The organism is Streptomyces sp. NBC_01089 (assembly GCF_045162975.1).
In the GTDB taxonomy this organism is placed as follows: Bacteria; Actinomycetota; Actinomycetes; order Streptomycetales; family Streptomycetaceae; genus Streptomyces.
Window position 1 is genome coordinate 4435001 of sequence record NZ_CP108660.1, and the last position, 13167, is coordinate 4448167.

The window sequence follows — 13167 nt, forward strand, 5'->3', positions numbered from 1 at the left end:
CAAGCCGTGGGAGCGTCGCTCATGTTCTTCGGAATGTGGGTCGTGACTGCGTGCCTTTTGAAGAATGAGCCTGCGAGTTAGCGGTGTGTAGCGAGGTTAACCCGTGTGGGGAAGCCGTAGCGAAAGCGAGTCCTAATAGGGCGTTTGAGTTGCACGCTCTAGACCCGAAGCGGAGTGATCTAGCCATGGGCAGGTTGAAGCGGCTGTAAGAGGTCGTGGAGGACCGAACCCACCAGGGTTGAAAACCTGGGGGATGACCTGTGGTTAGGGGTGAAAGGCCAATCAAACTCCGTGATAGCTGGTTCTCCCCGAAATGCATTTAGGTGCAGCGTCGTGTGTTTCTTGCCGGAGGTAGAGCACTGGATAGGCGATGGGCCCTACCGGGTTACTGACCTTAGCCAAACTCCGAATGCCGGTAAGTGAGAGCGCGGCAGTGAGACTGTGGGGGATAAGCTCCATGGTCGAGAGGGAAACAGCCCAGAGCATCGACTAAGGCCCCTAAGCGTACGCTAAGTGGAAAAGGATGTGGAGTCGCAGAGACAACCAGGAGGTTGGCTTAGAAGCAGCCATCCTTGAAAGAGTGCGTAATAGCTCACTGGTCAAGTGATTCCGCGCCGACAATGTAGCGGGGCTCAAGCGTACCGCCGAAGTCGTGTCATTCATACACATAGGGCTAACGCCTGTATGGATGGGTAGGGGAGCGTCGTGTGCCGGGTGAAGCAGCCGCGGAAGCGAGTTGTGGACGGTTCACGAGTGAGAATGCAGGCATGAGTAGCGATACACACGTGAGAAACGTGTGCGCCGATTGACTAAGGGTTCCTGGGTCAAGCTGATCTGCCCAGGGTAAGTCGGGACCTAAGGCGAGGCCGACAGGCGTAGTCGATGGACAACCGGTTGATATTCCGGTACCCGCTTTGAAACGCCCAGTACTGAGCCCATTAATGCTAAGGCCGTGAAGCCGTCCTGGACCCTTCGGGGAAAGGGGAGTGGTGGAGCCGCTGAACCAAGGTGGTAGTAGGTAAGCGATGGGGTGACGCAGGAAGGTAGTCCAGCCCGGGCGGTGGTTGTCCCGGGGTAAGGGTGTAGCCCGTTGTCCAGGTAAATCCGGATGACATGTGGGTGAGACCTGATGCCGAGCCGATTGTGGTGAAGTGGATGATCCTATGCTGTCGAGAAAAGCCTCTAGCGAGTTTCATGGCGGCCCGTACCCTAAACCGACTCAGGTGGTCAGGTAGAGAATACCGAGGCGTTCGGGTGAACTATGGTTAAGGAACTCGGCAAAATGCCCCCGTAACTTCGGGAGAAGGGGGGCCATTCCTGGTGATCATCTTTACGGTGTGAGCTGGGGGTGGCCGCAGAGACCAGCGAGAAGCGACTGTTTACTAAAAACACAGGTCCGTGCGAAGCCGTAAGGCGATGTATACGGACTGACGCCTGCCCGGTGCTGGAACGTTAAGGGGACCGGTTAGTCACATTTCGGTGTGGCGAAGCTGAGAACTTAAGCGCCAGTAAACGGCGGTGGTAACTATAACCATCCTAAGGTAGCGAAATTCCTTGTCGGGTAAGTTCCGACCTGCACGAATGGCGTAACGACTTCTCGACTGTCTCAACCATAGGCCCGGTGAAATTGCACTACGAGTAAAGATGCTCGTTTCGCGCAGAAGGACGGAAAGACCCCGGGACCTTTACTACAGTTTGATATTGGTGTTCGGTTCGGCTTGTGTAGGATAGGTGGGAGACTGTGAAGCGGCCACGCCAGTGGTTGTGGAGTCGTCGTTGAAATACCACTCTGGTCGTGCTGGATGTCTAACCTCGGTCCGTGATCCGGATCAGGGACAGTGTCTGATGGGTAGTTTAACTGGGGCGGTTGCCTCCTAAAGAGTAACGGAGGCGCCCAAAGGTTCCCTCAGCCTGGTTGGCAATCAGGTGTTGAGTGTAAGTGCACAAGGGAGCTTGACTGTGAGACCGACGGGTCGAGCAGGGACGAAAGTCGGGACTAGTGATCCGGCAGTGGCTTGTGGAAGCGCTGTCGCTCAACGGATAAAAGGTACCCCGGGGATAACAGGCTGATCTTCCCCAAGAGTCCATATCGACGGGATGGTTTGGCACCTCGATGTCGGCTCGTCGCATCCTGGGGCTGGAGTCGGTCCCAAGGGTTGGGCTGTTCGCCCATTAAAGCGGTACGCGAGCTGGGTTTAGAACGTCGTGAGACAGTTCGGTCCCTATCCTCTGCGCGCGTAGGAATATTGAGAAGGGCTGTCCCTAGTACGAGAGGACCGGGACGGACGAACCTCTGGTGTGCCAGTTGTCCTGCCAAGGGCATGGCTGGTTGGCTACGTTCGGAAAGGATAACCGCTGAAAGCATCTAAGCGGGAAGCCTGCTTCGAGATGAGTGTTCCCTCCCCCTTTGAGGGGTTAAGGCTCCCAGTAGACGACTGGGTTGATAGGCCAGATGTGGAAGCCCGGTAACGGGTGGAGCTGACTGGTACTAATAGGCCGAGGGCTTGTCCTCAGTTGCTCGCGTCCACTGTGTTAGTTCTGAAATAACGAACGACCGTGTTGTATCCGGTGTTGGTTAATTTCATAGTGTTTCGGTGGTCATTGCGTTAGGGAAACGCCCGGTTACATTCCGAACCCGGAAGCTAAGCCTTTCAGCGCCGATGGTACTGCAGGGGGGACCCTGTGGGAGAGTAGGACGCCGCCGAACAATTTTTAGCCTCAGCCCCGGACCATTTACTGGTTCGGGGCTGAGGCATTTCTGCGTCCACGTGCAGTTCACCAGCAGGGCAAATCCATGTGCGGTCCTGCCGGCCTGTCTGGCAGGATCCCGGCATGGACGACGTCATACGAGCCCTGCGTGCCGATGAGTGGCTCAAGGCCAAGGAGCTGCGGCTGATCGCCCTCCAGGATCCCGTAGCACCCCTTGCCTATCTGGAGACCTACGAAGACGCCGCGGCCCGCCCCGATTCCTTCTGGCAGGACCGGGCCGCCGGGGCCTCGCACGGTGGTGCCGCCCGGCAGTTCATCGCCGAGGGCCCCGACGGGGTCTGGTCCGGCACGGTGGTCGTGCTGGTCGAGCCCGTCGGGGCCGAGGGGGTCTTCGGGGAAGTGAGTTCTGTGTCGCAGGCCCACCTGGTCGCTGTGTACGTACGCCCCGAGTGCCGTGGGACGGGTCTCACCCAGGAGCTCTTCCGGGTGGCGATGGAGTGGGCCTGGTCGCTGAAGGAGCCGCGGATCGAGCGGGTGCGGCTCTTCGTGCACCAGGCCAACGGCCGGGCTGCCGGCTTCTACCGCAAGATCGGCTTCGTGCCGACCGGTTACTCCGTCCCGGCCCCCGGTGAGGCAGGCGAGCACGAGTTGGAGATGGTGGTCGACCGCCCGGAGTGACGGGCCGTGCGGCGTACGAACAGGGCGCCCATGCCCAGCACCAGCACCCCCGCCCCGCCTGCCAGCAGAGCCGTCGCTGGCGAGTCCGGTGCGGCGGTCGCGGAGTGGGCCGCCGTGGTGGTGTGCGGGGCGGTGCGGTGCGTGTCCGTGCCCGTGCCCGTGTTCTCGGCGTACCCGCCCGCCTCGCCCTTCTTCGCGTAGGCGGAGCCCGGGAGTTTGTCGCCGTACGCCTGGTGCACGCGGTGCTGGTAGGCGGCGAGTGTCGTTCCCCCGGCGCCCACCGCGCGTACGGCTTCGGAGTCCAGGGGCAGCACCCGGGTGCCCTTCGTGACGTACCAGGCGTTGATCTGCGGCTCGCGGAAGACCGTGCCGCCGGGGAGCTTGGCCGCGCCCTGTCCCGCGTACCGGGTCTCGTCGTCGCCGGTGGCGATGTTCACCACCTGCCAGGACGTCCCCTCGGGGACCGTCCACACCGATGCCTTCCGGCCGTCGGCCGAGACCGCGGTGCCGGCCAGGAAGTCCAGCCGGGCCACCGGGGCGCCCGTGCGGGCGGCGACGAAGTCCGGGGAGAGTGTATAGACGGGCACGGCCTGGCCCTTGATCTGCGGGGCCGGGGCCGATGCCGGGCTCGCCGCCGCTGCCGACTGCGGGCGGGCGCCCGGGGATTCGGCGAAGAAGCGTGCCAGCGTGTGCAGCGTGGCGGGGGAGGTCACTGCCCGCTGGGCGGCGTCGCGGTCGGCCGCCGAAGCGGTGAGGCGCGGGGTCTGCCCGGTGGGGTGGCCGGTGGAGTGGTCGGCGGCCGAGGCGCTGGGGGCGAGTGCGAGTACCGCCGTGGCCGCGGCTCCGGCGACAGCCGCTCGCAGGATGGTGCGGCCGTGCGGGGTGGGGTGCGTGGGGCTGAGGGGTCGCTGCATGGTGGTCACGCCCCGATCCGGTAGAGCGAGTGGGTCCAGGAGAACTCGTTGTTGCTGACGTACCAGTCGTGCGCCGCCCAGTTGTAGCGGTTGTCCGACGGCCACGGGTCGCCCCAGTAGACCCAGTCGCTTGCCGTGTCGTACCCGTAGATCACATTCATGTGCCCGCCGCCGCTCGACCACTGGATGCGGTCGGCTATCGGGCGGCCGGCGTTGATCTCGGTCTGCACGGTGGAGTACTGGAGCCAGCCGGTGACGTACGAACCGGGGCTGATGCCCGCCCAGTTGAGGCCGGTCTGCACGTTGGCGAGGGTCGCCTGGTCGTTGGGGCAGGTGCCGTTCTGGCTGCGGCCGAAGGCGGCGTTGCAGAACTGGTTCTGGCTGTAGTCGCGGCCGTACCAGCCGGCGATGGTGTTGCCGGTCGCGGCCCAGCACCAGTTGGTCTGTTCCTGCTCCTGCATGGTGATGTCGAGGCGTTTGGCGCCCGCCGCCGCCCCTGCTGTGGTGGTCGTGGCCGGGGTGCCGGCTGCGGCGTTGGTGCCGGTCGCCGGGGCGGCCGCCGCTGTGGTGGTGGGCAGGGCGAACAGGGCCGCCGCTGTGCCGATGGCGGCCAGGGCCAGCCGTCTCCTGTGGGTGCGCATCGCGTTCCTCCCGGGGTGGGGGTGGATTGGAGGAGTGCGTCCGGACGCTGTGGTGAGCATCGGGTGTTGTTGCGTCCCGGTCAACGCGGTTGAATACGCGGGTACACGGCACTGTGAATGGCGCGTGGCCGGCTGTGAACGGCCCCCCTCCCCACCTGCACGGCTGCTCCGGCCGCCGTGCCGGTCCGCCGGCCGCCGTGAATGTTCACCGGATCCGGAGAGGCGCTGATGGAGGAGATGGAGGAGAGGGCACGGACCACGGGGCCCGGCCCGGTGGCTGACGGGGCCGAACTCGCCCGGGCCCTGCACACCGGCCCCTTCCACCTGGCGCTGCGTACGGCCCTCGCGGTGCGGGGGCTGCCGCTGCACCGGGTCCAGCACCATCTGGCGAGCCGGGGCATCAAGGTCGGTGTGACGAGCCTCAGTTACTGGCAGCAGGGGGTACGCAGGCCCATGCGGGCCGAGTCGCTGCGGGCGGTGGGTGCGCTGGAGGAGGTGCTGCGGCTGCCGCCCGGTGCACTGGTGCGGCTGCTCGCGGACGGGCCCGGCGGGGCGGCGGGCGGTGGGGCGCGCGGTGGGGCGAGAGGGGCCGGTGAGCGGCCGCCCGGACGCTCGTACCGTTCGCTGGTGGCGGGCGCGGCCGTCCTGGAGGGGCTGCTCGCCGAGATGGAGAGCCCGGCGGACGGCGGGCTGCACACGGTGGGCCACCACGAGTCCGTACGGATCGGTGCCGACCGCCGTCTGGTCGGCCGTTCCTCGCAGCATGTGGTCCGCGCGCACCGGGACGGGGTGGACCGCTATGTGGCCATCCACCACGGGGATCCGGGGTGCGATCCTGCGCGGGTGGAGGTCCTGGCCGGGGAGAACTGCCGTACCGGGCGGGTGCGGTGGGAGCGGGAGACCGGGGTGGTCGTGGCGGAGCTGCTGTTCGACGCCCGGCTGCGGGCGGGGGAGACCTATGTGTTCGGGTACGGGTTCGAGGACGGCACCGGGGGGCCCAGCAGCGAGTATGTGCGCGGGTTCAGCTTCGCCGGCGGGCAGTACGTCCTTCAGGTCCGCTTCGACGAGCACGCGCTCCCGGTGCGGTGCCGACGCTTCGCGCAGGCCACGGCGGGGACGGCGCGGGGGGCCCGCAGGGATCTGACGCTCAGTGGTCTCTACCGGTCCGTCCATACGGTGGAGCAGGAGGTACGGCCGGGGCGGGTCGGGATCGACTGGGACTGGGAGTAGGGCCCCGGGGCTGGGAATAGGGCTCCGGGCCGTGAGCAGGGTTCCGGGCCGTGAGCAGGGCTCCGCCGAGTGGGCCGCTCGCCGTCAGAAGGGGGTGGCGTCGGGCAGTTCGTGGTGCGGCCAGCGGGTGCGGGCCTGTTCGCGGGAGCGGAGCAGCGCCAGCGGGTGCAGACCCTGCTCCTGGCCGTTCGTCAGCAGCTCGGGCAGATAAGGGAAGGGCGCCACGGCGGCGACGTCGTCGAGGACGAGCGTCATTGGTGGGTCGAGCCGACCGTCAGTTGACCGTGCGGCCAAGCGGCGGCCGTGCTCGACCACGCTGGAGGTGAGTGCGGTGAGCAACGGCATGGCGCCGGGGTGCGTGCGCGGGTCCTCGATTGCTTCACCCACCACATAGAGAGTGCCCCCCTCGTGGATGAATGATTCCAGCGTGACCGTATCGGTTCGGTTCGGTGTGCAGGCTTCGCGGATGTGGACCGAGGAGAGCGCGTTCAGCGCACGTACCGTCAGCTCCTGTGCCATGTCCCGGCGTTCGGGGTGGGCGGTGAGCGCCGACTCAAGGAGACCTGCCGCTCCGGAGCGGGCCCGTGTGTGGGTGCGCAGGATACGTACGGGCTCCTGTGCCTGGCCGGCGCCCTGGGCCCAGCGGTGCACCTGCCGGAAGGGGCGGCCGTCCACGGCCGCGGCGTGAAGCCAGCCGGCCAGGAGCGTCTCGGCGGTGTCGGCCATGGTGGAGTCGATCCGGGCGGTCGGCCTGACCGGTGCGAGCAGTGCGACGGCCCGGGCGGTCGCGGTGTCGGCGTCCTCGCAGCCGCTGGTGGGGGACCAGTGGAGGCGGGCGGGGGTGTCGCAGAGGTGGCCGGGGTCGTAGACGAGGACGGGGCCGAGCTTGGCCCGGGCGTCCTTGGTCTCCGACCAGACCGCGGGGGACGAGGTGACGACGAGTGCGGGGCCCGCCGCGTCGCTCAGGGCCTGGACCGCGGCGGCCCGGCGGGCGGGCGCCGGGCCGAGGCGGAGCAGGGGGACCGGGAGGAGTGCCTCGGCGGTGGACGGGACGGGGGCGATCAGGTCGGGGGTGAGGGGCGCCGGGGTCGTCGAGGTGCTCGGGGTGGCCGGGGCCGGGATGCCCGGGTCGGGGGTGGCCGCGGGTGCGGACTGTTCGGTGCCCTGGGCCGCGTACGGCTCTGGGGGCGTGTGCGGGTCCTGCGTGGTCCGTTCCGGTGACCTCGGGGGTGTGACGCGCGGTGTGCCGGCGGGGTCCGGGCCCGGTCGGGCCGCGGCTTCCCGCCGGGCGGCGCGTACCGCGCGCCAGCGGGTCACGGTGCCGAGGATGAACACGGTCAGCACCACCAGGACCAGGACTTCGCTGATGAGCAGGCCCCAGAACAGCCCGTAGCCCGAGAGCGCGTCGGGTGGGGTGTCCGGCCAGGCGGCGGCGATGTCGTGCGGGGACGCGGCCAGTTCGCGCATGGCCACGGGGGTGTGCTGCACGGTCACGCCGTGCGGCCACGCCCCGTGGGCGAACAGCGCGGCGAGGCCGGTGGCCAGCCAGACCAGGAAGGTCAGGCCGAGCAGGAAGACGATCAGCGCGATCAGCAGTCCGTCCGGGATTCCGCGGGGCTGCGGCCGGGGCGGCTGCTGCTGTGACGGGTGGTGCGGTGACGGGTGCTGCTGTGACGCGTGGTGTTGGTGTGGCGGGTAGGGCTGGTGCTGTTCGTGCGGCTGGGGGTGCCCGTGGTGCGGGGTGTCGCGCATATCAGGCCACCGTCGACTCTGAGGATTCGTTCAGCTGCCGCTCGATCCTGGCCGCCCGCTCCTCCGCCTCCGTCTCCAGCTGGAGGGTGAGCGCGTCGTCGGCGTCCGGGGTGGACGACTCGGTCATGGCCCGGTCGGTGAAGACCAGCGGGCGTTCGGCCTCGGTGATCAGGTGTTTGACGACCTGGACGTTGCCGTTGACGTCCCAGACGGCGATGCCCGGGGTGAGTGTGGGGATGATCTCGACGGCCCAGCGCGGCAGGCCGAGTACCCGGCCGGTCGCCCGGGCCTCGTCGGCCTTCTGGGCGTAGATCGTCCGGGTCGAAGCCATCTTCAGGATGGCCGCCGCTTCCCGGGCCGCTGCCCCGTCCACGACGTCCGAGAGGTGGTGGACCACCGCCACGAACGACAGGCCGAGCCGGCGCCCGAACTTCAGCAGGCGCTGGAAGAGCTGGGCCACGAACGGGCTGTTGATGATGTGCCACGCCTCTTCGACCAGGAAGATGCGCTTCTTGCGGTCGGGGCGGATCCAGGTGTGTTCCAGCCAGACACCGACGATCGCCATCAGGATGGGCATGGCGATGGAGTTGCGGTCGATGTGCGACAGGTCGAAGACGATGAGCGGGGCGTCCAGGTCGATACCGACCGAGGTCGGGCCGTCGAACATGCCGCGCAGGTCACCGTCCACCAGGCGGTCCAGGACGAGCGCGACGTCGAGGCCCCAGGCCCGTACGTCGTCGACTCCGACGTTCATCGCTTCCGCCGACTCGGGTTCGGGGTGGCGGAGCTGTTCGACGATGTCGGTGAGGACGGGCTGGCGGTCGGTGATCGTCTCGTTGACATAGGCGTGGGCCACCTTGAGCGCGAACCCCGAGCGTTCGTCCAGGCCGTGGCCCATGGCGACTTCGATGATCGTACGGAGCAGGGCGAGCTGGCCCGTGGTGGCGATGGCCGGATCCAGCGGGTTGAGCCGGATGCCGTGGTCGAGCGCGGCCATCGCGTCAAGCCGGATGGGGGTTATACCCAGCTGCTGGGCGATGAGGGCCCATTCACCGGCGCCGTCCTCGCCCTGGGCGTCGAGGACCACGACCTGGCGGTCCTTGAAGCGCAGCTGGCGCAGGACGTAGGTCTTCTCCAGGGAGGACTTGCCGTTGCCGGATTCGCCGAGCACCAGCCAGTGCGGGGCGGGCAGTTGCTGTCCGTACAGCTGGAAGGGGTCGTAGATGTACCCCTTGCCCGAGTAGACCTCGCGGCCGATGATCACGCCGGAGTCGCCGAGGCCGGGTGCGGCGGTCGGCAGGTAGACCGCCTGGGCCTGGCCGGTGGACGTACGGACGGGGAGGCGTGTCGTCTCGACCTTGCCGAAGAGGAACGCGGAGAAGGCGTCGGTGACGGCTGACATCGGATCTCGCATCACAGGTCCCCTATCGGCGGATGCCGGTCGCGAACGGCAGCGTATTCACAAAGGCCCGGTGGTGCTCGCGGTCGCACCATTCGAGCTTGAGATACGACTTGCCGGCCGATGCGCGGATGGTCCGCTTGTCGCGGGCCAGTGCTTCGGGTGAGCGGGACGAGACCGTGATGTACCCGACCAGGTTGACGCCGGCCGCCCCGCTGGCGAGGTCTTCGCCGCGCTGGTCGAGACGGCCGTGGGTGGCGACGTCGCGCGGGTCGACGGTCCGGTTCATCTTGGCGGCGCGGGATGCCTCCGCCTCGTCGTTGGTCTTCTCGGTGAGCATGCGCTCGATGGCGACCTCGGTCGGTTCGAGGTCCATGCAGACGGCGACCGTGCGGATCACGTCCGGGGTGTGGACGAGCAGCGGGGCGAGGAAGTTGACGCCGACGGGGGTCATCGGCCACTCCTTCACCCAGGCCGTGGCGTGGCACCAGGGGGCGCGGGTGGAGGACTCGCGGGTCTTCGCCTGGAGGTAGGTGGGCTCCATGGCGTCGAGTTCGGCGGGCCAGGCGTTGCGCTTGGTCATCGCCTGGATGTGGTCGATGGGGTGGTCCGGGTCGTACATGGAGTGCACGAGCGAGGAGAGCCGTCCCTGGCCGAGGGGCTGGCGTACCCGGATGTCGGCCTCGGCGAGACGGGCGCAGATGTCGGTGAGCTCGCGGGCCATGACGACCGCGAGGCCGGCGTCCTTGTCGAGCTTGCGGCCCGCGGAGGGCCGGGCGGCGCGGGCCATGGTGTGGGCTTCGGACGCCAGTTCGCGGGTGTAGTGCATACAGGCGACCAGGTACGCGCGGTGCTGCTCGCTGGAGGTGGAGACCATGGAGGCGAGCTGGTCGTACGAGTCCTGGAGCCAGCCGGGGGCGCGGGGGTCGCCGCGCTGGGCGACGTCCTTGGCGTGCGCGTCGGGGTCGGCGGGGAGCGTACGGGCGAGGATCTGCAGGCGGGTGACGAAGCCGTCGCCGTTGGCCACGTGCTTGAGCAGTGTGCCGAACCGGTCCACCAGGGCTTCCTGGTCCTCCGAGTCGCGCAGGCCGACGCCCGGGCCCTCGATCTCGATGGCGGCGGTGACGGTGCGCCGGTCGGCGTGCAGGAGTACGGCGATCTCGTCGGGGCCGAAGGGGGCGGCCAGCCAGTTGATCCGGCCGATGCCGGGCGGCGGGCCGACCTCGACCTCACGGCCGTCGAGCGCGATGCCCGCCTCCATGGTGGGGGAGCGGTAGGCGGTGCCGCGGCGCAGGGAGCGCTTGTAGCTGCGGTTGATCTCGAACCACTTGTAGAACGTGCGGTGTTTGTACGGGACGTACACCGCGGCGAGTGCCAGCAGCGGGAAGCCGGTCAGCGTCACGATGCGCAGGGGCAGGACGGGGACGAGGAGTCCGCACATCATGCCGATGAAGGCGCCCGCGATGATCAGTGCGATCTCGCCCGTCTCGCGGTTCTTGCCGACGATCGCCGATGGCCGGGCGCGGCCGATCAGATACGTCCGGCGGGGCGCGACCGGTTGGGACTGGGTCGTCAACGCCCTCCTCCTCCTGTGCCGTTGTTGCGTGTGCTGTGGGTTCCGGAGCTGCTCGGCTTACCGGGCGGGGACGCGGCCTTGGGGATCCTTCCGCCGGTTCCGCCGCCGCCCTGGCCGCCTTGTCCGCCGCTCTGTCCGCCGGAGCCGCCGCGGCTGCTGTGGGCCGCCACACCTCCGGAGATGGGGTTGGCGGGGCGTCCGCCGCCTCCGCCGCCGCTCCCGCTGTCGTTTCCGCCTCCGCCGCCGCGGCTGCTGTGGGTCTTGATGCCCTGGGAGACGAGGGCGGCGGGTGAGCTGATCATGGCGGCGGCCTGGGAGCCGTCCGTCGCGGACTTGCGGTTGGTGCGGGAGGCGGCGACCTCGTCACCGAAGCCGGGGACGAAGCGGTAGATCATGCCGCTGGCGAAGATGGCGAGGAGGATGATCGCGAGGCCGGAGACGACGGCCGAGAAGGAGTTGGGGCCCTTCCCCGAGGAGAGCGCCCCGGCCAGGCCGAGCACGATCACGATGACCGGTTTGACCATGATCACCGCGATCATGATGCCGGCCCAGCGGCGGACGTGGCCCCACATGTTCTTGTCGACGAGGCCCGCGTACACGACGGTGCCGAGGAGGGCGCCCGCGTACAGGAGGGCGGCTCTGATGACGAGTTCGAGCCAGAGGACACCCGCGGCGAGGATCGACACCAGGGAGGTGACGATCAGCATGATCGGGCCGCCGCCGATGTCGGAGCCCTTCTTGAGCGCTTCGGCGAAGGCTCCGAAGAACACGTCGTTCTTGCCGCCGGTGGCGGATGCGATGACGTCGGTGACGCTGTCGGTCGCGGAGACCAGTGTGTAGAGGATCAGCGGGGTGAAGGCCGAGGCGATGACGGTCAGCCAGAGGAAGCCGATGGCCTCGGAGAGCGCGGTGGTGAGGGGGACGCCGCGGACGGCGCGCTTGGCCACGGCGAGGAGCCAGAGGACGAGCGTGAGGATGGTGGATGCGGCGAAGACGACGGCGTACTGGCGCAGGAACGAGCTGTTGGTGAAGTCGACGTTGGCCGTGCTCTTCACCGCGTCGGAGAGCTTGCCGACGATCCAGGCGGCGGCGTCGGCGCAGCCCTTGGCGAGGGAGGAGAGGGGGTCGAGGGAGTCGGCCGGGGGGGTGTTGCTGGTGTCGGGGGTGCCGCCTTCGCAGAGGTCCCGGGCGCTGCCCTGGTACAGATTGCAGGCGCCCCCGTTACCTCCCTTGCTCGGGCTGGGAGTGGGTGACGGGGCGGCAGCGGCACGGGTCGCGAGTAGGACAGCGACTGTCTGTACGGTCACGACGATGGAGGCCAGTGAGAGGGTCCGACGGGAGTTCTTACCTGGCATACGTGAACCCTCCGAACTGTTTCACGGCGTCCGCCATGTCCTTGGCGCTGGAAGCGGTCTGGTCGCGGCCGACGGGCACCGGGCCGTCCTTCTGGCTGGAGCCGGTGACTTTCCAGTCGCCGTCGACCCACTTCAGTTCGTAGGTGTTCGTGTACCAGCTCTCGGATACGGGGTTGGTCGAGCCCTGGCCGGTCAGTCCGAACAGGGAGGAGTACCAGACTGAGATGCTGGCGGTGTCCGCGGCGATTTTCACGGCCTTGGTGCCGACGGGGTTGGTACGAGAGACGAAAGTCATGCCCGCGGGTGCCGAGCCGTCCGCTTTGAGGCCCACGCTCGCGAGGAACTTCTGCCCTGAGTAGGCATGGTCGAGATCGCTCATCCTCGCGGTGGCCACGTCCGGCGCGTACACCGCCTTCACGATGCTGTGCCGGGTGTCCGTCTTGAACATGCCGTCGGAGCCCAGTGCCACCGCGTAGTTCGCCGCCGCGCTCTGGGCCCCCTGCGCCGTGTGGGCGAAGCCCGACGCGATACCGCTGTTGCTGCCCGTGACCGGTTTGACGCCGGAGGCCGCTGTGGCGTTCGAGCCGGGCCTCTTCGCTCCGTCGCTGCCGTCCGACGCGTCGCCGCCGCTGCCGTTGCCGCGGTTGGCGAAGGCGATGGCGGCGATGAGGAGCACCACGACGCCCACGACCGTGATGAGGGAGCGCGAGGCGCGTACGGGGCGTCTGGCGCCGCCGTACGGGTCGCCCTCGCCCTCGGGCAGGCGGGTACGGGTCTGGCCCGAGCCGCCCGGGCCGTCGGAGCGGCCCGCGTCGCTCCGGTAGTCGTTCTCGTCTCCGAGACTCATGCCGCGGACGCCCCCTCAACCGTTTGCCGTGTCGTGCAGTACGACGGTAACTGTGCTGGTTCCCGC

General features: G+C 68.2%; 9 protein-coding genes and 2 rRNA genes (1 of these 11 running past the window's edge). 4 read left to right on the forward strand and 7 right to left on the reverse strand.

Annotation, left to right across the window (positions count from 1 at the left end; genetic code table 11):
• The 3 genes from OG510_RS19730 to OG510_RS19740 form a co-directional block, all read left to right on the forward strand.
• Positions 1-2512, forward strand: a 23S ribosomal RNA gene (locus tag OG510_RS19730) (it extends 612 nt beyond the left edge of the window).
• A gap of 78 nt (positions 2513-2590) precedes the next feature.
• Positions 2591-2707 (forward strand): 5S ribosomal RNA (gene rrf / locus OG510_RS19735).
• A gap of 125 nt (positions 2708-2832) precedes the next feature.
• Complete coding sequence (locus tag OG510_RS19740; RefSeq protein WP_406138404.1) at positions 2833-3387, forward strand: GNAT family N-acetyltransferase; 555 nt, start codon at positions 2833-2835, stop codon at positions 3385-3387.
• Here the strand turns inward: OG510_RS19740 and OG510_RS19745 are convergent.
• A complete protein-coding gene (locus tag OG510_RS19745; RefSeq protein ID WP_406138405.1) occupies positions 3318-4301 on the reverse strand; it encodes a hypothetical protein in 984 nt (327 codons plus the stop codon). The two genes, OG510_RS19740 and OG510_RS19745, sit on opposite strands and share 70 nt — an antisense overlap.
• 5 nt (positions 4302-4306) lie before the next feature.
• On the reverse strand, positions 4307-4942 hold the full coding sequence (locus OG510_RS19750; RefSeq protein ID WP_406138407.1) for a papain-like cysteine protease family protein: 636 nt from the start codon (positions 4940-4942) through the stop codon (positions 4307-4309).
• A gap of 228 nt (positions 4943-5170) precedes the next feature.
• On the opposite strand from OG510_RS19750, the gene OG510_RS19755 reads away from it, so the two are divergent.
• Positions 5171-6172 (forward strand): hypothetical protein, encoded by a 1002-nt coding sequence (locus OG510_RS19755; RefSeq protein ID WP_406138409.1) that lies wholly within the window; start codon positions 5171-5173, stop codon positions 6170-6172.
• 84 nt (positions 6173-6256) lie between these two features.
• Here OG510_RS19755 and OG510_RS19760 read toward each other — a convergent pair whose 3' ends face one another.
• The 5 genes from OG510_RS19760 to OG510_RS19780 are packed head-to-tail and all read right to left on the reverse strand — an operon-like array spanning position 6257 to position 13101.
• Positions 6257-7924, reverse strand: a complete 1668-nt coding sequence (locus tag OG510_RS19760) for a type VI secretion protein (protein ID WP_406138411.1) — start codon at positions 7922-7924, stop codon at positions 6257-6259.
• A gap of 1 nt (position 7925) precedes the next feature.
• Positions 7926-9338, reverse strand: a complete 1413-nt coding sequence (locus tag OG510_RS19765; RefSeq protein ID WP_164265691.1) for an ATP-binding protein — start codon at positions 9336-9338, stop codon at positions 7926-7928.
• A 10-nt stretch (positions 9339-9348) separates the two neighbouring features.
• Positions 9349-10899, reverse strand: a complete 1551-nt coding sequence (locus OG510_RS19770; RefSeq protein WP_164265692.1) for an SCO6880 family protein — start codon at positions 10897-10899, stop codon at positions 9349-9351.
• Positions 10896-12254: a hypothetical protein gene (locus tag OG510_RS19775; RefSeq protein ID WP_406138413.1), complete on the reverse strand. Its 1359-nt coding sequence runs from the start codon at positions 12252-12254 to the stop codon at positions 10896-10898. Before OG510_RS19775 ends, OG510_RS19770 begins: the two co-directional genes overlap by 4 nt.
• Positions 12244-13101, reverse strand: a complete 858-nt coding sequence (locus OG510_RS19780; RefSeq protein ID WP_406138415.1) for a hypothetical protein — start codon at positions 13099-13101, stop codon at positions 12244-12246. The genes OG510_RS19775 and OG510_RS19780 overlap by 11 nt, the downstream gene beginning before the upstream one ends.
• Positions 13102-13167 lie beyond the last annotated feature (66 nt).